At 38.1% G+C, this 18,825-nt stretch carries 20 protein-coding genes and 1 riboswitch; of the genes, 5 read left to right on the top strand and 15 right to left on the bottom strand.

Features of this window, described 5'->3' with window-relative positions; translation table 11 throughout:
- Window positions 1-60 precede the first annotated feature (60 nt).
- Window positions 61-198: riboswitch (FMN riboswitch) on the bottom strand.
- A gap of 650 nt (window positions 199-848) precedes the next feature.
- Window positions 849-2,384, top strand: coding sequence for a BCCT family transporter (locus OSO01_RS04110; protein WP_147208981.1), 1,536 nt, complete (start codon window positions 849-851; stop codon window positions 2,382-2,384).
- Window positions 2,385-2,450: 66 nt separating this feature from the next.
- Here the strand turns inward: OSO01_RS04110 and OSO01_RS04105 are convergent, their stop codons facing one another.
- Window positions 2,451-2,990 (bottom strand): helicase, encoded by a 540-nt coding sequence (locus OSO01_RS04105; protein ID WP_246145038.1) that lies wholly within the window; start codon window positions 2,988-2,990, stop codon window positions 2,451-2,453.
- A gap of 56 nt (window positions 2,991-3,046) precedes the next feature.
- The gene (aroA, locus tag OSO01_RS04100; protein ID WP_147208979.1) at window positions 3,047-4,390 is read right to left on the bottom strand and encodes a 3-phosphoshikimate 1-carboxyvinyltransferase; all 1,344 of its coding nucleotides are present in this window, start codon (window positions 4,388-4,390) and stop codon (window positions 3,047-3,049) included.
- 106 nt (window positions 4,391-4,496) lie between these two features.
- Here aroA and OSO01_RS04095 point away from each other — a divergent pair, with 106 nt between their 5' ends.
- On the top strand, window positions 4,497-5,372 hold the full coding sequence (locus OSO01_RS04095) for a LysR family transcriptional regulator (RefSeq protein ID WP_246145037.1): 876 nt from the start codon (window positions 4,497-4,499) through the stop codon (window positions 5,370-5,372).
- A gap of 86 nt (window positions 5,373-5,458) precedes the next feature.
- Here OSO01_RS04095 and OSO01_RS04090 read toward each other — a convergent pair whose 3' ends face one another.
- Together OSO01_RS04090 and OSO01_RS04085 are read right to left on the bottom strand one after the other, a co-directional pair.
- Window positions 5,459-5,890 carry an NUDIX hydrolase gene (locus OSO01_RS04090; protein WP_147208977.1) on the bottom strand — a complete coding sequence of 144 codons (432 nt, stop codon included), beginning with the start codon at window positions 5,888-5,890 and terminating at the stop codon, window positions 5,459-5,461.
- Between the two features lie 56 nt (window positions 5,891-5,946).
- A complete protein-coding gene (locus tag OSO01_RS04085) occupies window positions 5,947-6,786 on the bottom strand; it encodes a DUF4037 domain-containing protein (RefSeq protein WP_147208975.1) in 840 nt (279 codons plus the stop codon).
- Window positions 6,787-6,938: 152 nt separating this feature from the next.
- Here OSO01_RS04085 and OSO01_RS04080 point away from each other — a divergent pair, with 152 nt between their 5' ends.
- Entirely contained in the window at window positions 6,939-7,565 is a 627-nt protein-coding gene (locus OSO01_RS04080) for a histidine phosphatase family protein (RefSeq protein ID WP_147208973.1), read from the top strand.
- Window positions 7,566-7,929: 364 nt separating this feature from the next.
- On the opposite strand, the gene OSO01_RS04075 is transcribed toward OSO01_RS04080, so the two are convergent.
- From OSO01_RS04075 to OSO01_RS04055, 5 genes are all read right to left on the bottom strand, one after another.
- Window positions 7,930-8,646 carry a hypothetical protein gene (locus tag OSO01_RS04075; RefSeq protein ID WP_222595714.1) on the bottom strand — a complete coding sequence of 239 codons (717 nt, stop codon included), beginning with the start codon at window positions 8,644-8,646 and terminating at the stop codon, window positions 7,930-7,932.
- A gap of 21 nt (window positions 8,647-8,667) precedes the next feature.
- Window positions 8,668-9,720 (bottom strand): DNA glycosylase AlkZ-like family protein, encoded by a 1,053-nt coding sequence (locus OSO01_RS04070; protein ID WP_186813548.1) that lies wholly within the window; start codon window positions 9,718-9,720, stop codon window positions 8,668-8,670.
- 34 nt (window positions 9,721-9,754) lie between these two features.
- Window positions 9,755-10,243, bottom strand: coding sequence for a DinB family protein (locus OSO01_RS04065; protein WP_147208969.1), 489 nt, complete (start codon window positions 10,241-10,243; stop codon window positions 9,755-9,757).
- A gap of 88 nt (window positions 10,244-10,331) precedes the next feature.
- Complete coding sequence (locus tag OSO01_RS04060; protein ID WP_147208967.1) at window positions 10,332-11,276, bottom strand: helix-turn-helix transcriptional regulator; 945 nt, start codon at window positions 11,274-11,276, stop codon at window positions 10,332-10,334.
- A gap of 51 nt (window positions 11,277-11,327) precedes the next feature.
- Complete coding sequence (locus OSO01_RS04055; RefSeq protein WP_147208965.1) at window positions 11,328-11,978, bottom strand: HAD family hydrolase; 651 nt, start codon at window positions 11,976-11,978, stop codon at window positions 11,328-11,330.
- Between the two features lie 155 nt (window positions 11,979-12,133).
- On the opposite strand from OSO01_RS04055, the gene OSO01_RS04050 reads away from it, so the two are divergent.
- Complete coding sequence (locus tag OSO01_RS04050) at window positions 12,134-12,688, top strand: nucleotidyltransferase family protein (RefSeq protein WP_147208963.1); 555 nt, start codon at window positions 12,134-12,136, stop codon at window positions 12,686-12,688.
- Between the two features lie 133 nt (window positions 12,689-12,821).
- On the top strand, window positions 12,822-14,330 hold the full coding sequence (locus tag OSO01_RS04045; RefSeq protein WP_147208961.1) for an alkaline phosphatase: 1,509 nt from the start codon (window positions 12,822-12,824) through the stop codon (window positions 14,328-14,330).
- 136 nt (window positions 14,331-14,466) lie between these two features.
- Here OSO01_RS04045 and OSO01_RS04040 read toward each other — a convergent pair whose 3' ends face one another.
- The 6 genes from OSO01_RS04040 to OSO01_RS04015 form a co-directional block, all read right to left on the bottom strand.
- The gene (locus OSO01_RS04040) at window positions 14,467-14,808 is read right to left on the bottom strand and encodes a VOC family protein (protein ID WP_147208959.1); all 342 of its coding nucleotides are present in this window, start codon (window positions 14,806-14,808) and stop codon (window positions 14,467-14,469) included.
- A 78-nt stretch (window positions 14,809-14,886) separates the two neighbouring features.
- Window positions 14,887-15,345 (bottom strand): DUF3995 domain-containing protein, encoded by a 459-nt coding sequence (locus tag OSO01_RS04035; protein ID WP_246145036.1) that lies wholly within the window; start codon window positions 15,343-15,345, stop codon window positions 14,887-14,889.
- 22 nt (window positions 15,346-15,367) lie between these two features.
- Complete coding sequence (locus OSO01_RS04030) at window positions 15,368-15,958, bottom strand: NUDIX hydrolase (protein ID WP_147209389.1); 591 nt, start codon at window positions 15,956-15,958, stop codon at window positions 15,368-15,370.
- Window positions 15,959-16,229: 271 nt separating this feature from the next.
- The gene (locus tag OSO01_RS04025) at window positions 16,230-16,799 is read right to left on the bottom strand and encodes a DUF4256 domain-containing protein (RefSeq protein WP_147208957.1); all 570 of its coding nucleotides are present in this window, start codon (window positions 16,797-16,799) and stop codon (window positions 16,230-16,232) included.
- Between the two features lie 241 nt (window positions 16,800-17,040).
- Window positions 17,041-18,063 (bottom strand): ThiF family adenylyltransferase, encoded by a 1,023-nt coding sequence (locus OSO01_RS04020; protein WP_147208955.1) that lies wholly within the window; start codon window positions 18,061-18,063, stop codon window positions 17,041-17,043.
- Window positions 18,053-18,823: a thiazole synthase gene (locus OSO01_RS04015; protein ID WP_147208953.1), complete on the bottom strand. Its 771-nt coding sequence runs from the start codon at window positions 18,821-18,823 to the stop codon at window positions 18,053-18,055. The genes OSO01_RS04020 and OSO01_RS04015 overlap by 11 nt, the downstream gene beginning before the upstream one ends.
- Window positions 18,824-18,825: the final 2 nt, after the last annotated feature.

Below are 18,825 nucleotides of genomic sequence, written 5' to 3'. Positions count from 1 at the left end.
CTGAAACAGATTTTAATGTACCCTAAAAGAATACACTTCACCTGTTCATGTGCTGACTTAAGTTTTCTTCTCCCATCCAGACTTTAACTGTCGGCTCCAGAATCTCACTGGATCCACCGCGATACGCGGGTCACGGACTTCAAACCTTAAATGTTTGTCACCGCCGGTCGGGAATTACACCCTGCCCCGAAGAAATGATATGAAATTTTGATATTACTTTTTGCTTTACATACTTTAACCCTGCATGCTATAAAGACCTACAACAAATCAACTACTTCTCAGTAATCTGTTGTATCATCCTCATAAATCCTGCCAAAAAATCTGGTTACATATGCTAATATGTTAAAATTGATAATATCAGTTTAAAAAATAAAATGCAAGTCATCATTTTTATAATGTTTTAATAATTAGTCGTGTTTGGCCACTATATTACCCGCTAACTTTTTTTGGAAAAGACAGATTATTTTTAATTAAGTACGTATGATTGACAACGTATTAAAATTGTTTTAGGGTATAGAACGGTGGAATTATACTTCAACTGCTGGAGTATGATTCCACTATTTTGTTTTTACTGCATTTCCGTTTTGTATTTGCATGATAATAAAACAAGACAAACATTCCGAGGAGCTTTTCGCATTTCCCCCCTCGGAATGTTTGTTGTTTGCAAGCATCCTATTGTTACAATTTGTTCGCTTATCCCTGGCTAATTTTTTTCAGTCAGGATACTTACAGGTGTTTTAATGTGGTTAAAAGGTATTATCCATTAGATAAAAAACGGGGTTCAGAGAAAGACTAAAAGGAAATCAAACAACTATGATTAAACTTAACAAGATGGAGGAAAAGAAATAATGAAAGGTTCAAATAGAAAAAAGACTTCACTAGATCTGCCAACATTTATTATAAGTGGCGGCGCACTCGTACTATTTGTCATAGCCGCATTTATTAATGCTGACTTTGTCGCTGATATGGTTGATACCTTATTTGGCTGGTCTGCTACTTATTTTGGTGTAATTTACCAAATGACTGTATTAATCACATTTTTTATTGCGTTAGGGTTAGCTTTTTCTAAATACGGAAAAATCCGTTTAGGTAATATGGAAAAACCAGAAATGAGTACATTTAAATGGATTTGTATTATTATGTGTACTTTATTAGCAGGAGGAGGAATATTTTGGGCTGCTGCAGAACCATTATCCCATTTTATATCCGTACCTCCCCGCTTCTCAGGGATTGAGAATGGCACACTGGAAGCAGTTGTACCTGCTCTGGCATCCAGTTTTGTAGACTGGGGTTTTCTGTCATGGGCAATTTTAGGTACATTAGGCACTATCGTATTAATGTATGCCCATTATCATAAAGGCATGCCGTTGAAGCCAAGATCTTTACTATATCCAATTTTCGGCGAAAAAATCATGAAAAAAAGTGTATTAGGAACACTTGTTGATTCTTTTTCTATTCTTGCTGTTGCTGCTGGAACGATTGGACCGATTGGGTTCTTGGGTTTACAGACAGGTTATGGATTAAATGCATTAACTGGTTTACCAAATACCTTAGTTATTCAAATTATCATTATTATCGTTATCGTTATTGGTGCAGCAATCTCCGCTGTAACAGGAATCCATCGGGGAATTCAGCTGTTAACCAGCTTTAATGTTCTCTTGGCACTTGGATTAATCATTGGAATCTTATTACTCGGACAAGGTTTCTTTATCTTTAACAATTATTTTGAAGCTTTTGGTCTTTACGTAAATGATTTTATCTCTTCCAGTACCTTCCGCGGTGATGAAGAATGGCTTAGCTTATGGACTGTATTTTTCTTTGCTTGGTTTATTGGCTATGGCCCGATTATGGCGCTATTTACAGCACGAATTTCACGCGGAAGAACCATTCGTGAGCTAATTATTGCAGTTGCTGTTATCGCGCCTATTATTACAACTTTTTGGTTTACTGTCGTTGGCGGAACAGGAATCTTTTATGAACTAAATGATTCTGGCTCGATATCAACTGCCCTAAATGAAGCAGGTCCTCCTGCTGCGATGATAGCCATTACAGAGCAATTGCCATTTCCTATGATTTTCGGAGCCTTGTTCTTGCTGGCTACCGTTATTTTCGTATTAACTACGGCAGACTCTATGGCCCTGTCTATTTCAATGGCTATTACCGGAGAAGGGAATCCTCCAAGCTGGTTAAGAGCTTTTTATGCATTGGTCATGGGTCTTGTTGCTATTGTATTAGTTACCATCGGTGAAGGAAGCGTGGACGCCCTGCAATCCTTTATTGTGGTGACCGCTGTACCTGTTGTATTCCTGCTGATTACGACATTCTGGACAGCACCAAAAGCAGCTAAAGATTTATATAATAATCATAAAAAAGAAACGTTATAAACCAAATTGCAAACAGCCTTTCTCTGTATTTTGGGGAAAGGCTGTTTTTATCGTATAGGTATCCTATTATTTTTCAGCAATACAAAATATAAAATGATCATTCGGATTCCAAACATGTTCTTCATCCGCAATATACCCGCGCAGCCATAAATTCCCTTGGATTCGGCGAAGATAAAAGCCTTTTGGAACATCCAGATCCTCACTTAGAATTTCTGATGCTACTGTTATTGAACCATTAGGAGCCTGATTTTTCAGCTGGTGTGCATCATATCCTTCTCCTTGATTAAAATACGCCAGTCTTATATAGGGAGCCAACTCAAGCGGGCAGAGCTGTAATTTAAGATTAGCAGCTTTGCTAAAAAGTTGGGATGTCGTAGCTCCATTAACAAAATCAAAATCCTTTACAGCGAGCTCTACAATTTTAGCTTGATAGCATTCCTTGGACACTTCAAAATAATCGCTGGCTATCAGCTTCTCAGCAAGCACATTTAACAATATCTTATTTTCTTTCATTTTTTGAATTAATTCCGGTTTAGTATAACCACCTGCTTTAATTATTGTTATATTGGCATTGCTCCCAGTATAATGATTTTCACATTTAGTCACAGCAGCCCCTCTTTACTATCGTTATTTTATAATAATTGATTTTATTATATAGCTTCTTACCTTTTTACCTCCAACCCAAGCTCCTCCAATAATGAAAAATATTCCGGAAATGTTTTAGACACACAGCCTGGGTCATTTAACTGAATTCCTTCAACCTTTGACCCGATCAGCGCCAAAGCCATCGCAACCCGATGATCATCATAGGTGTTTAGACAAGCTGGTTTCGGAGCCCCCGGATAGACTTTTAACCCCTCCTCAAATTCCTCTGTCCGAATTCCCAGTTCCTTTAAAGCCTCACAAATAACACTTATCCGGTCAGATTCATGATAACGGATATGGGCAACGTCCTTGATAGTTATTGGGCCATCCGCGAATGGCGCAATTGCTGCTAAAGTTAATGCCTGATCAGATATCTCCTTCATGGATATTTCAAAACCGCCTTTTAATTGAGGAGTGCCTTCCAGTTCAATAAAGGAAGCACCTTTTATAACCTTACATCCCATCTTTTCAAAAATATCCAGCATCTGAATATCTGGCTGTTTTGTCTTCTCTGCTAAGCCATTTATCCGTATTCTCCCATTTGTTACCGCAGCCAGTGCCAAAAAGTAGCAGGCCGCAGAAGCATCTGACTCCAGCAGAATATCTTTCGCTTTGTAGGGAGAAGGATTTATAACAATTTGCTGGAGTGCATTGTCATACTGCACATCTGCACCAAACTCTTTCATTAAATCAAGGGTTAAAAAGACGTAAGCATGTTGGACAATTCCATCCTTGATAGTTACTCTTGTTGTTTCATTGAAATATGGTGCTGCAATTAACACCCCACTGATAAATTGACTGGATATCGAGCCTGAAAGACTTACTTCTCCGCCTTTTACATATTTCCCTTTGATACGTAACGGATAATAATCCTTTTTTGCCAAATAGTCGATTTCAGCACCGAGCTGTCTCAGGGCATGGATAAGCGGCGCAATTGGTCTTTTGCTCATACTTTCACTTGCCTCCAGATTCCACTCGCCTTCCCGGGAGGCCGCCAATACTCCCGGCAGAAATCTTGCAATTGTTCCTGCTGCACCAATATATAAATCATTTGACCTCAGATGACCGCCGCTTCCCTTGATGTACACTATATCATCCTGCAGCTCAATCTCCGCTCCTAATTGTTTTAAAGCCTCGATACACCAGTACGAATCATCACTTTTTAAAATATCGCTCACTTTGGAATTCCCATCTGCCAAAGCACTCATTATAAGTGCTCTGTTCGTCAGACTTTTGCTTCCTGGAATGGTGATAGCAGCCTCTATTCCTTGCTTGGCAGGTGAAATTGTGATCTTATTTATCCCATTTAAAGACGACCAGGGGCTTCTGGCTTTGATATCAAATTTATAATCTTCTCTCATCTTTATCCCCCTCTTCAGTTGATGCTGTTTGTTATTCATTATAATCAAGGTTATGATATAAATGAAATTAATATTTCCAACAGTAGCTATAGGTGGTATCTATATCATGAATACAGACTTGTACCGTGTATTTTATATAACAGCAATCGAAAAGAATTTTAGTAAAGCAGCAAAACGGCTTTTTATTACACAGCCGAGTGTCAGTCATTCTATAAAGCAATTAGAGAATGAGCTCGGAATCCAGCTTTTCACCAGAACGTCCAAGGGAGTTTTGCTTACAAAGGAGGGTGAGGTACTATTTGATTATCTCAAACAAGCGTTTGATTTAATTGATAATGCAGAACAGAAAATAATGGAAATGAAAAACTTACAGAGGGGCTCTGTTACAATCGGAGGAAGTGATTCAACCTGCAAACACTATTTGCTGCCCTATGTCCAAAGCTTCCAGAAGTTGTATCCTGAAATCGAAATTAAGTTACAGCATGGCTCTACACCACAGATTTTAGATAAATTGGAAGCTGGGTTGATTGATATTGGGATCATTCACTTGCCAGCTAATCAAAGCAATGCTTCCATAACGGATTTTTTAAGTATTAACAGCACATTTGTTGTCGGGAAAAGGTTTCAGCACCTGACAGGAGAACAACTTTCTTTGTCGGACATACAAGCATATCCGATTATTTCTTTTTCAGAAGCAAGCAGCTCCAGAAAGTTCCTTAATCAGCTTTTTCTAAAGCAAAATCTGGAGATCAAACCGGATATTGAAATTGGCAGCGTGGAATTATTAATCGAATGCGCCAAAATTGGCATGGGTATTGCATTTGTGACAAAAGAGCTTGTGTTAAAGGAACTGGCTGAACAACAATTATTTGAAGTGGACATAGATGAAATTATTGAAAAGAGAAAGATTGGATTGGCAACAAAAAAAGATACTTCTTTATCATTGGCAGCTGACAAGTTTTTAAGCCATTTGTTAGCATGACTTGGCTGCATACTATAAACTTAAGGAGCCAAGCTTTTCTTTATCATACATAGCTTGACTCCTTTTTATTTTCTATTATCCCCTTTTTAAAATTCCACATAGATTGGATGCTTGCTTTCATCCAGGCAAAGCTCAATCCTTTCTCTAAAGTTTCCATTCTTCACCATTTCCAAAGCCTGCTCAACGGGAAAGAATCCAACGTCTAAGCTTTCTGATGAGGTTGTAAATTCTCCTCCAATTGGTTTAGCTAAGAATAATGTATTACAAATGGATCGATCCACATTTTGAAATATTCCACAGAACTTTAAAAATTCTACATCAATTCCTGATTCTTCCTTTGTTTCTCTAATAGCAGCTTCTTTCAGGGATTCGCCTTCTTCTACTTGGCCGCCGGGCATTTCCCATCCTCTCCAGGGTCCTTTAATTAACAAAAGCTCATTATTATCATTAAGTACAATCGTTGCTGCAGATACAATATGCTTCGGGGGTGCGAAGGCTTCTGATTTATTTTGTCCCAATAATCTCCCTCCTCATCCAATATTTCTTAAACATTCTCCTATTTATACAGCACACCTTATTCTTTTCCTTGCTCAGGCCGCAAAAATAGGGATTTGTCAATAACTGATGAAATATCTATTTGTGGGTATTCACATTGTATAAGTCGATAAACATCCTGCACGATACCTTCTAATTCGCTCAGAGAAGCTGCTGGCTCCCCCAGAAAAACAGACTCCAGCCGATTATGTATATTTTCAGGAGTTATCATCATTGATTCCAAAGTCTGCTTCTGCCATTTAAAAGCAGGATGATACACATATTGTTTATTTAATCCGGACAGCATTCCCATGATATTTGTTTGTACATCTGTTATTACCTTATACAGCATCAGCCAGTCTTCACGATTTAGTAAGGCTTCCCGATTCGTCCAGCTATTACCTAAATACATATATTCTTTTATCATTGCAATACTTAATTCATCCGGATATTGTTCTATCTTTTCCTTCAGCTGTTTAATAAGTGCTTTGCCGCTTAATGGCGCTCCCTCATATACAGCCGCTGCAAGGCATTGCTTATATACATCCGGATTAAAAGATATAACAACGTCATCTATGATGCCTTCTATGCTGGCTGTTAGAAAATTACTTATTTCTAATTTTATTCCCTCAGCAATATAGCTTTCTGACCATTCCTCTTCTTCGTAAGGGTAAAAATCAATGACTTCCCCTGCCAGCTTGGTAATAGGAAATTTTCTATCCTCATCCGTCGGGGGTTCGTTCCAAAAAATAAATAGCTCAACATCTGAATAAGAATCATGCCATTTTCTGGACACGGAGCCACCTAATACAACCGCTTCTACTTTTGGGTTTAATTGATAAACTTTTGCAGCTTTGGCTGCCAATATATTCAAATCCATGCTGTCACCTCCATACATTACTTAAAAATATATTCACGCTCCATTTATTATTATCTTCTATCATTCTTCCACAAATATAATGATAATTCCTTCTAATGGGAATAAAGTTTATAATAAAATAGATTCTATTCACTAATTAGGAGGAAAAATGCATGAGCAATATTATCTTAATACAGCATTGTCAATCGGAGCATCATGTAAATAACATGTCAGGCGGATGGACAAATACCCCTTTAACAGATTTAGGAAGAAAACAAGCAAAATCGATAGGCGACAAATTACAAAAAGCAGCAGCTGATGATGCAGAATATGTTCTTTATTCATCGGATTTACTAAGAGCAGCACAAACAGCAGAAATCATTAGCAAGAAGCTCAATCTTGAAGTCATTCAAGATAAAGAGCTCCGTGAAATAAATACTGGCGTAGCGGCTGGAAAAACAAAGGATTGGGCAAATGCTCACAGACAGCCACGAAAAAATAGCGGTATTGATTTGGATTATCGGGCATTTCAAAACGGAGAAACAAAGAGAGAATTTTATGCCCGTGTTTGTCACTGTATGAATAATATCTATGATCGAGAAAAAAAGAAAAATATCTTTATCGTCACACATGGTGGTACACTGGGATATATCACAGCCTGGTGGATGAAATTCACCCCCGAAATGATTATAAATGCCTACTTCTCTTCATCAGCTGGCGGTATTACTGTTCTTGGTCAAAATCATTATCATCAAAGAGTTATACATAAGTTTAATGACACCTCTCATTTTCCTGATTAGATAAATGAGAGGGTCAACGCAAATACAAAATGATTTTTTGTTCGGTGCAAGGCCATCCGATAAGATGTTAGATACAAAGTATTCTGTTTTTGCTTGCTGATTACTTTTTAATTTTCTTAATATGTATTTACTTTCTGTGCCTGTTACTATATCTGCTTCAGAAGTATTTCCCTTATCTAAAGCTTCTGTTTGTATAACTTCTTGTATTGGGTACTCATTAATAATTTCTATAAAATGCTTTCCCATCCATCTGCCCTCATTTTCTTTTTCACTCCCGATAAGCCTTTAGACTAATTTTTTAGAAGGTGTAATTATTATTTTTATACTCTATTGACTTATGATTTCATTTGCCTATCCTTCATCATCAAAAATAATACGGATTTTCAATTTCACTATCTCCCCATCTTTTCACAGCCATACGGTACATACCTTTCGCATGAATATGGTCATGCCAAATAAATCTTCTTAATACCTTCCGCAGCGACCACTGTTCTCCATAATTGCCATGGAGCGTTTTATTTTGTAAAAAGTCATCAGCTTCTTCTATCGCTTTTAATGCTTGCATTCTGTTTTGGTAGATTAGATCTATATTATCTATCTTCACACCAATTTCTCCTGCATAATAATTCGTAACACCATTTGTATGCTCATACATCTCTTCAGGAGTAATCGGCACAGCACCATAAAAAGATTTTCTTTTCGGTAAAGAAGTATATGTCTTAACTGGAATAGAGTCGTAAAGAAGCTGAAAATCATGTGCAGATTTTAATACCAGCTTTTTTATCAGCTCATATTCCTCCACCAATAATGGATCCTGCTCCGATAAAAAGATGATGTCAGAATCTGCTTCGTGTATTTCCAGATTGCTTTCTTTTGATTGAACAACGACAGATTCAACAACATCTGTTTCAGCATAATCTATCCCAGTCCACCTGCAATACCTTTTAATCTCAGCAGGAAACTTAGAGAGCGCTTCTTCACGCTCTCTGCCCCTTGTATATGCTCCCGGAAAACTTTCAGCGTACATTAAATATCCTTTATCATTGTATTCCACCACAATGTTATTTCTTATCAGCCCCACTCTATCATCCTCCCCTTCTCATCAGAGATTCTCTCCATTGAAACGCAAAATATGGGTTGTCTTCACTGAGTATCCAGATTTGACGGCAGAAATGATTTCTTCTTTCCTAGTTTCTATTTCTTCTTCTCCAAGACACAGCGCAATATCTTCAATATCGTGCGGACCAATTCTCCAATGTCCAAGCACCGCTCCTTTAAATTCGCCATCTATTAAGAGATACTGAAGAACTTCTTTCCCTTTAAATTTCTCTTTCAATTCAACAATTTCTGCTCTGACCAGAAAATCTGAGCTATCCAGCATAAACACAGATGGAGTAATTTCTTCATTGGTTAAATATAAATCTTTTTTCTGCATAAACCCTTCGCCAAGTCCATCCACTTTTATTTTTACAATTGCTTCTCTTTCCATTAATGCATTTAAAGCACTTTGTATTGTTGTACGCTTTAACTGCGACCAGCTTTTAATTTGATCTAAAGTGGCAAATACAGCAGCATCCAAAAAACGCAGCAGCATTTCTGCTACAGCAGAAACCGGATCCTCTGCCCATTTGATTTCCGACCATTCAGTTTTAAAGTCAAACCAGCCTGTATTCCAATCCGTATCAATCTGTGATTCATATACTAAAAAAGCTTCCTGGAGTCTTTTTAAAGCAGCAGTGATTTCTTTTGCTTTAAAAGGCAGCTCCTCTTTTAACTGCTCTTTGGATATACCGCCTGACGATTGAATCATGGATAAAATCTCTTCATGAAGCTCTGTTATTTTTTGAACAGGCTTTCGAAAAATAGTGCTGTATAGCCCCAGATCTTCTTCCAGAACATATCCGATGCGTCCACCCTGAAAACGCCCTTTTACCAGCTGATGTTTTTTTCGTAATTCTTCTGCCAGGAGTGTGTCATTAAAAACTGTCCTATGCACCAGCTTTGGGGCCTCACCTGGACGACTGTTAAAAACTGGAGCTACCGGCTGTAATCTCTGAAATAACTGTTTATAAGATTTTATATCATGGATATTCTCAAGCTGCGCCATTAATCCCTGTCTATGCAAACGTTCACAAATTATTTTTTCTTTATTCAAATATGATTCACCTCCTAGTTCTCTTTCTTCTCTGTTAAGCATAAAGATCAAACATATTTATATCGTAACCAAGCTGTTTTAAATAATTAAAGAACTGTGCCCGGTGATGGAACAGATGAGAAACCTCCTCTACAAGCCAATGTGCCTGTGTTTCACCCTCTTCTAAATAAAACGGCTTTGTCTTTTTAGTTAAAAAATCCTCATCCGATAAAGACAGCATATACGTTTTAAACAATTGAAAGCCTTGGTTCATTGCTTCAATCAATTCCTCAGCAGATTCCAGCTTCTCATACTTTGACTCCAGATCCCGAATCGTCCTCTCATCCTTCTCCTGCCAAAGGTTCAAGTCTACTTCCGGTATAGAAACAGTATGTCTGGCAAGCTCCCCGAGATTACGCATATTTTCTGCCGGGCGGTAGCTCCAATCCTTGTTCTCCACCTTCTTCAATAACCCTTCCATGGACCTGATACCAAGCTCCAGCTCAGCTAATAACTCGTTTCTTAACACAGATACAGCATGCATTACATTCACCCTTTCATTCTTTTTTCTACCTTAACGTACCATGGAATCATGACAGATGATGTCATCATTAATAAAGATATTTTAAAATTTATTTGTACTTCTCCAGCAAGGTTTCCAGCTTTCTTTTCATAGAGGCTATCGCTTCTTTTGGTCCCAACACATGTGCTTCACTGCCAAAATTCCAGACCAAATCAACAAAATATGTTAACTCTGACTCAGGTATACTCATTTCTATCCAGCCTGTCCCATCCTCACGTCTTTGAACATGCCTCTCCAAATCTAACTCTGACATTGCACGCCGTACTCCTTCTCTTGTCAAATCTACCAAAAAAGTAACCGGATTAGAAACTTCGGATTCTGACAGCTCAATCCATTCCATAATAGATTGATAAGGCAATTTACGCCTCTTTTTATCTGTATGTACTGCTTTTTTTATTCGATCCGCACGAAACAAACGAATTTCCTCGCGCAGAAAACAATAAGCCGGACAATACCAGAAACCATTATGACTATACAAACCGATTGGCTGAATCATTCTCTCTTTTATTCCCTTGTGACTGTCGTATTGGATAGTCACGATGAATTGGTCTACCGCTGCATTTAATATTATATCCAGCTCATTTGCTGTCTGAACACGGCTGGGATTCCAAAAAACAATCCGGTCTTTCATTGTATTAATACGCAGCTTAGCGTCTCCAGGCAGATAGTTATATAGTTTCTTTAAAACATAGCCCACTTCCGTTTCAAATGGGAGAGCTCCTAGAAATTGCAGGGAATGAAAAGCAAAATAAAGCGCAATCGCCTCAGACTCTTTTAATAAAACCGGAGGCAGCATCCGCCCATTCAATACATAGTAACCGCCGTCCGCACCGACTTCTGAATAAAGCGGAACCCCCAGCTCACTTAATTCATCCAAGTCTCTAAGAATTGTACGATAGGAGACATTAAATTCTTCTGCCAGTTCTCGTGCTGTAAATTTGCGTTTTGCGTTCACTGTTATCATTATTTCGATTAAACGTTTTGTTTTGGACATAGTGCTGCCTCCATTTGCCTGAAAGATAGAGATTGATTAAGAGAAAGTTTTCTACATCAGAATCATATTTACTTGATTAAGACTATCTGCAATATATGCAGGCTTTTCATCGTTCAGCTCTTCCACTGAACCATATCCGTATGTCACCCCGATGGAATCTATTCCAGTTTTATTGGCTCCAATCAAATCATGTTTTCTTTCACCAATCATGATAAATTCTTCCAATTTATATTTGGGATAGTTATCTATAATATATTGGATAATTTCTGCTTTTGCCGATCTTGTCCCATCCAGATTGCTCCCTGTTATCATTTCAAAGTAATTGCTGATTTGGAAATACTCCAGTATTTGCTCTGCAAAAACAGTCGGCTTTGACGTTGCGACTGCTAAAATAAATCCTTGCCCCTGCAGTGATTGTAATAACCAAGGTGTATCAGGATATAACGTATTTTCATACATCCCTTTTTCTTTAAATCTTTCTCTGTAAAACTGGATAGCTTTTTGCGTTTCTTGTTCATTAAAATGGTAATATTCAGTAAATGATACTTGTAAAGGAGGACCAATAAAGCATTCCAGCTTATCCAAATCAGGTTCTACACTTCCCATTTTATCTGATGCATATTGAACCGATTTTGTTATACCTTCTTTTGGATCAGAGAGTGTCCCGTCTAAATCGAATAAAATTACTTTATATTTACTCATAGGTGCTTCCTTTCTATTTCATAAGTTAACTTTCGATACTTCTCTATTCTATCATTTATTTGATGTTAAAATTCCCTCCAAAACCGTTTATGCAGAATTTCATTCAACCAGATTTTGCTATACAATAAAACTAGATAGAGGGAGATGATACATATATGACAGCACACGAAGAAAGATTAATAAATTTTCTCAAAGAAGATAGCTACATTTTATCAGTTTTACAAACAGTGGAGAAATTGGAGCTAAACGATTGCTGGGTTGCTGCCGGATTAATCAGAAATAAAGTTTGGGATACTTTACAAAACTGCCATACAAAAATAAACGATATTGATGTCATTTATTTTGATCAAACAGACCTTTCTAAAGATACAGAGAAAAAACTAGAATCAAAATTAGAAAAGTGGATGCCTGAACAACCATGGTCTGTAAAAAATCAGGCGAGAATGCATTTAAAAAATAATAATCTCCCTTACACATCTTTTTTCGATGGTGTTTCTCACTTTCCTGAAACAACTACTGCTGTTGCTGCACAGCTATGTCAACAGGAGATAAAAATAATGGCTCCCTATGGTTTGGAGGATTTATTTAATGGGATTGTCAAACCGACACCGTATTATTTAAAAGACACTGAGCTCCATACTATTTATACTGAGAGAAGACAACATAAAAAATGGGATACAATTTGGACAAATTTAGTCATTAAATATTAGTTTTATCCTTCTCTCATATATTAAAATGCAACTTAGTAAAAACAGAAAATTACAAACTATTTACATTCTATTCATTCTCAATTAATGATTCTCACCTACAATGAGATTAGGTTAAATTTAGGAGGATGATGGAATGATAAAAAAGCTCGGAGTGGCTGCGTTAAGTGCGGGACTTATTTTTTCAGGAATTAGTGTTACAGCGGCAAGTGCAGATGGAAATAATCAGATGAATAACAGCAGTAACAATGGGGACAAAACGAAAAATATCATTTATATGATTCCAGACGGTTTTAATGCGGATTACGCAACGAATTATCGGCATTTTAAGGGAGAAGACGCAGTGTGGGATAATCATTTGAAGGGCATGTATTCTACATATTCCGCTGATTCCAATATTACAGACTCCGCGGCGGCAGGTACAGCTATGTCAACAGGAGTAAAAACGAATAATGGCACCATTGGATTGGATTCAGATGGTAATCCAAAGCAGACTATTTTAGAAGCCTCACAAGATAAGGACATGTCAACAGGACTTGTTGCTACTTCCACTATCACACATGCAACTCCAGCTGCTTTTGGTGCACATGTAGAAGACCGCAACAACGAAACAGAAATTGCCCGACAATTAATAGACAACGAGATTGATGTTTTACTTGGCGGCGGTAAAAATAACTTTCTTCCAGAATCAGAAGGCGGAAATCAGACAGAAGTCAATGTCCTCCAGCAAGCAGAAGAGCAAGGGTACCAGCTCATAGAAAATCGCAATCAATTGTTGGAAGCTGATATTGATTTAGACAGCGAAAATTTATTAGGCTTATTCGCAGATGATGCTTTGGCACCAGAAATGCACCGTAACACAGAGGAAGAACCAAGTCTTGCAGAAATGACACAAACTGCTATTGATACACTAAAAAATGATGAAGACGGCTTTTTCCTTATGGTAGAAGGAAGCCAAATTGACTGGGCAGGTCACGATAATGATGCGGCATGGGCGATGACAGATGTTGGTGCCTTTGAAGCAGCGGTCCAGGAAGCAATTAATTTTGCTAAAGAAGATGGTAATACACTAGTCGTTGTTGGTGGAGACCATGAAACAGGCGGTATGACTGCAGGTGCCAATGGTTCAGGAACTGCAAACCCGGAGCTGCTTCATAGTGTAACAGCAACTGGTGAGAACATCGCTGCAGAGTTGAATGATGACCGTTCCAACACAAGCGAAGTAGTAAGTGAATATACAGATATGGAATTCTCAGAAGAAGAAATTCAATCCATTCAGGAAGCTGAGGACCCAAAATCGGCAATCAATGCAGTAATCAGCGCGAAGGCCAATGTCGGATGGACAAGCACGAACCACACAGGAGTCGATATCCCAGTCTACGCATATGGTCCAGGATCTGACCAATTTTCAGGTTCTCTTGATAATACAGATTTACCAAAAATCATCGCTGAAGCTGCAGAAATTGAACTGGGCGGAGAAATCAGCCAAAATCAGCCGGACGATATGAAGTATACGATAAAGTCTGGGGATACATTGTTTGAAATTGGCCTGAAATACAATTATTTATGGACTACGCTGCAGGAAATCAATCAATTTCCAAATCCGCATTTGATTTATCCCGGGGACAAAGTATATTTCAAGTAAGGATTCAGTATAAGAATTGCTACAATTCTTATACTCTTAAAAAAATCCCTGTGAATAGCTGAGTGTGTTATAAAACTCGCATTCACAGGGATTTTTGGATAGTTTAAATCTATGAGGATAAAATTCAATTTTTATTCTAATCAGACAAAACCTCCACAGTAAATCCACCAGGTGCTTTTACATAGAATGTATATCCATGAGATTCAATAGGGGGATCTACTTCATAGCCATCCTCCTTCAACTGTTTATTTATTTGATCCACCTTCTCTCTGTTTACTTGAGGAAAACCAATATGAAAGGTCTTCGGGTATTGAACATCTTTTCCTTTCATAAGCGTCAAAACAAATTGATTATCGTCAAACATAGCTGCAAACCCTTTTCCACGACTGTTCACACATTTCATATCGAAATATTTCTCCAGAAACTCCCGTGAAGCTTCCACATCATTTACCGTTAAATTTAAATGATTTAGTTGCATAGAATCACCTCTTTATATAATATAGTTTTCGTTTTTCTAATAACTTTATCAAAGTATACCTGATGCAAAATTAAAAACCTAAATAGAACGTTGTTTTTTGACTGAGAAAAAATAACAAATGCCACCAGCCATCCAAAATGGCTCCCAGAATACTAATCTCCAAAAGATTGCGTGAGCTTCTAAATCCATATCTAAAATAGCAAAGGCACTCATCGAAATAGTAATAAAATTTAAGAAACCATATACAAATAAGAATACTCCTGCAATTTTTGAAATGTAGTAAAGCACTTTGGAGACTGCGGCGTTTCTCCATGGAACAAGTAGAAGCAATAATAACACTGCTCCTAATAATTTTGCAAAGCCCGTCAGCCATACAATCAGAATAAAGGAAGGCTCAGGATTAAGTGACATTTCATAAATTGCTCCCCCCAGAGACCTGACACCAAACAATCCGCCCATTGCCCAATAAAAGCTCATACCTGCAAAAGTAATCGACCAAACAACACCTAAGGTAAGCCACCATTTGTGAACTCGCAAATAAATGCTCCTCCCTATATAGTTATTCTTTCCTTAAATTTTGAAAGAACGTATTCATATAGCTAAGCTTCTGCTTTAATATTTTTGATAAGAATAATAGCTGCGGAAAAGGTTCCAAAACTAAATCTTTGTTAAATCCTTCTGTTAATATTGCCTTCCCTTTTTGCTGTACCAGTTCATTTAACGTAACTTTGTGATTACAAATAAATTCAATCTCTTTTGGAGACAGCATTAAAATCCCTTTTGACTCAGAAGACGGTTTAGGCTTATGCTCCGCAAAAGACATATACATAACAGTAAATCCTGCTTTTTGATTTCCTTTAATCAGAAATGGATTGATTTCCTCTTCTGGCTGGATCGTACTTCCCTTTTCATCCCAATTCTTTAAAAGGTATGTGATGGGAGAATCTATTGGATTGATTTTTATTGCCGCTTCCTCTATCACTTCTCTTTCAGCTGTCTCCAAAGGCCTTTCTCCTGCTTCTCTATGTCCTCCTAACCGCACTATACCGAGGTTATTTCCTTTTTTCGTCGGGCCGACCTGAAAAACAAACAGATCATTATATAAAACGTAAGCTCCTGCTGTTCTTACATTTTCCATAATAGTGTCCATCATACCATCACCTGTTTCCGTCTGAATTTTCAAACTTACTATCTCAACTTTCGCACCTAGGAAAGCAAAACGGCCCGCCGCAGCGGTCACCTTACACTTTACTTTCTAATCTTTGTCAACAAATATATGGAAGAAACGTTCAACATCTGTTTCTATGGAAAGAAAGTTATTTTTTAAAGTGCGAAAGTTGAGTTACTATCAAATAAAAAAGAACCAAGAATTTATAATCTCTATACATTCCTGATTCTCCATATTCTTCTCCTGCTTACAACTACACTCTTAACATGCCCCGGAATCCTCTGGAACCATAATAAGAATCCGCACCGTTATGATATAAGAAAACACGTCCAAATCGAAAATCGCAAAAGACTGCTCCGCCGAGTTTTCGAATATCATCAGGTGTCTTGACCCAGGTCGATGTTTTTGTATCAAATTTTCCTAGCTTTTGAAGCTCCCGATATTGCTCTTCTGTTAAAATCTCAATACCTATTTCTGCCGCCATATCTATCGCATTATTTTCCGGCTTATGCTTTTTTCTCGATTCCAGTGCCGCACGGTCGTAACAGATGCTTCTTCGTCCTTTAGGGCTTTCTTTGGAGCAGTCAACAAAGATATATTCATCCTGTTCCTTATCATAGCCGACTACATCAGGCTCCCCTTCCGTTTTCTCCATTTTATATAGAGAAGCTAATTTCTCTGGATTGCCTTCCAGCTTTGTTTGGATTTGCTTCCAGTCAAGACCTTCATGACGATTCATATTTTTCTCAAAGCGTGTCTTTAATTTGTTCAGTAGTTCTTCCTGTTCCTCTTGAAAAAGTACTTTTTTATTTTCTTTTGTCATATCTATTCTCCTTCAATTTTTATTAAGACAATTGCACCCTGTTTATGTATTATCCATTATATCCATATCGAATAATAATTTCATTCTTATAAATAGATTTTTTGTTTAATCCACATACAGTTTTCATTATTATTGACGAGAAAAAATCGCCCCTGTAAAGACAAGAGGCGATGATAATAAGGACGGAATAAAATATGGCTTTTTTTCTAAGAAACACCAGCATCTTCTTATTTTAGTACTCTCACCCCAAATAGCGGTGATAAATATTTTTTGCTTCTATCGAATCCATTGTCCCATGAACCAATGTTCTTCCGTCCTGAAAAAGAACAATCCGGAAAGAATCAACTTCAAACGAAAGCAGATAAGGATTTTCAAACAATTTAATTTGTTTATTTTTCTTCAGCTCTTTTGCCACTTCATCCAAATCCGTCTGTTTACGCTGCGGGCGTAGCTGGACTGTATTTCTTCCGCATAACACAGCTGTTTTCAGCCGGGAATCATAGGCTAAGTTGGGATAGCTTCTTTTCGATGAGCATGATGGGCAATCTGGTTTGCGTAATGCTTCTGCCTCCATTTCCGTATGCTCATTTTTCCAAAGGTCAAAGGATATAAGCTTTCCTGATAAAGCTGCTTCGTTACCTGTTAATAGCTTTAGTGCCTCTGTTATTTGCTGGGAAACAACTTTTTGCACAACAGGCTGAATAATTCCGACACTGTCACAGGTAGCACCGTTAGCAGGAATATATTCCTGCAGACATTGTAAACAAGGCGTTTTATCAGGTAGAACAGTAAAGGTAACTCCATAGCTGGCTACAACTGCTCCGTAAATCCAGGGCTTTTGATACTTTTGCGCGATATCATTCAGTAAAAGCCTCGTCTCAAAATTATCCGTAGCATCGATGATCAAATCTGTCTCAGGTACGATTTCCCTTAGTATATCTATCTCGGCATCTCCAACAATTGCGTCTATTTTAACGTGGCTATTCACTTCAGAAAGCCTTTGTTTGGCGGCAACCGCTTTTGGCATCTTCTGCTTCATATCCGCTTCACTGAACAGCTGTTGCCGCTGCAGGTTACTTTCTTCTACATAATCCCGGTCAATTATTGTTAGTTGACCAACACCGGCACGTGTCAACGCTTCTGCACTGCTTGATCCCAGTGCGCCTGCACCGACAATCAGCACATGACTCCGGATCAGTTTTTCCTGACCGGCTTCACCAATTGGAGCAAATAATATTTGGCGGTGATAACGATTAGTTTCCAACGCTGATCCCTTCCTCAGGGCTGCTGGCTACAGCATAGTCTTTCTTTGGAATTCTTCCTGCTTCATATCCCAGCCGTCCTGCCTCCACTGCGTATTTCATCGCTTCAGCCATTTTCACAGGATTATCCGCTCCAGAAACTGCTGTATTCAATAAAACGCCATCTGCTCCCAGTTCCATGGCATAAGCTGTATCAGCCGGCGATCCGATACCTGCGTCAACAATAACAGGTACTGATGACTGCTCGATAATAAAAGAGAGATTTAAAGGATTGATAATCCCTTGACCACTTCCAATTGGTGAAGCTCCGGGCATCACTGCATGCGCACCTGCTTCCTCCAGTTTTTTGGCCAGCACAACATCATCTGATGTATATGGAAGTACGGTAAAGCCTTCTGCCACCAGCTCTTCTGTAGCTTTTAATGTCTCAACAGGATCTGGGAGCAATGTTTTATTACATCCAATAATTTCCACTTTCACCATATCACATCGTCCCGAAGCAGCAGCTAGTTTAGCAATGCGCACGGCCTCTTTTGCGTCCTTCGCACCTGCCGTATTTGGTAAAAACGTATATCGATCCACATCAATTTTTTCTAAAAAATTTGGCAGTGAGGGATCGTAAATATTCATCCTTCTTACAGAAAAGGTGAGTACCTCTGTCCCTGATTTATCTACCGCCTGCTTTTGAATATCGAAATCAGGATATTTTCCTGTTCCTAAAAATAAACGAGATTTAAATTGATAGTTTCCAACTTTAAGCATTT

This window comes from Oceanobacillus sojae, assembly GCF_007991515.1.
In the GTDB taxonomy this organism is placed as follows: Bacteria; Bacillota; Bacilli; order Bacillales; family Amphibacillaceae; genus Oceanobacillus; species Oceanobacillus sojae.
The sequence above is the reverse complement of the archived record's forward strand: the minus strand, read 5'-3'. Positions and strand labels throughout refer to the sequence as shown.

Coding starts and splice junctions, on each gene's coding strand:
- aroA (WP_147208979.1), bottom strand. CDS start 4,390: ATGAGAGAAGATTATAAATTTGATATCAAAGCCAGAAGCCCCTGGTCG.
- OSO01_RS04050 (WP_147208963.1), top strand. CDS start 12,134: ATGACAGCACACGAAGAAAGATTAATAAATTTTCTCAAAGAAGATAGC.
- OSO01_RS04095 (WP_246145037.1), top strand. CDS start 4,497: ATGAATACAGACTTGTACCGTGTATTTTATATAACAGCAATCGAAAAG.
- OSO01_RS04110 (WP_147208981.1), top strand. CDS start 849: ATGAAAGGTTCAAATAGAAAAAAGACTTCACTAGATCTGCCAACATTT.
- OSO01_RS04060 (WP_147208967.1), bottom strand. CDS start 11,276: ATGTCCAAAACAAAACGTTTAATCGAAATAATGATAACAGTGAACGCA.
- OSO01_RS04030 (WP_147209389.1), bottom strand. CDS start 15,958: ATGGACACTATTATGGAAAATGTAAGAACAGCAGGAGCTTACGTTTTA.
- OSO01_RS04025 (WP_147208957.1), bottom strand. CDS start 16,799: ATGACAAAAGAAAATAAAAAAGTACTTTTTCAAGAGGAACAGGAAGAA.
- OSO01_RS04015 (WP_147208953.1), bottom strand. CDS start 18,823: ATGCTTAAAGTTGGAAACTATCAATTTAAATCTCGTTTATTTTTAGGA.
- OSO01_RS04040 (WP_147208959.1), bottom strand. CDS start 14,808: ATGCAACTAAATCATTTAAATTTAACGGTAAATGATGTGGAAGCTTCA.
- OSO01_RS04080 (WP_147208973.1), top strand. CDS start 6,939: ATGAGCAATATTATCTTAATACAGCATTGTCAATCGGAGCATCATGTA.
- OSO01_RS04045 (WP_147208961.1), top strand. CDS start 12,822: ATGATAAAAAAGCTCGGAGTGGCTGCGTTAAGTGCGGGACTTATTTTT.
- OSO01_RS04055 (WP_147208965.1), bottom strand. CDS start 11,978: ATGAGTAAATATAAAGTAATTTTATTCGATTTAGACGGGACACTCTCT.
- OSO01_RS04085 (WP_147208975.1), bottom strand. CDS start 6,786: ATGGATTTGAATATATTGGCAGCCAAAGCTGCAAAAGTTTATCAATTA.
- OSO01_RS04065 (WP_147208969.1), bottom strand. CDS start 10,243: ATGCATGCTGTATCTGTGTTAAGAAACGAGTTATTAGCTGAGCTGGAG.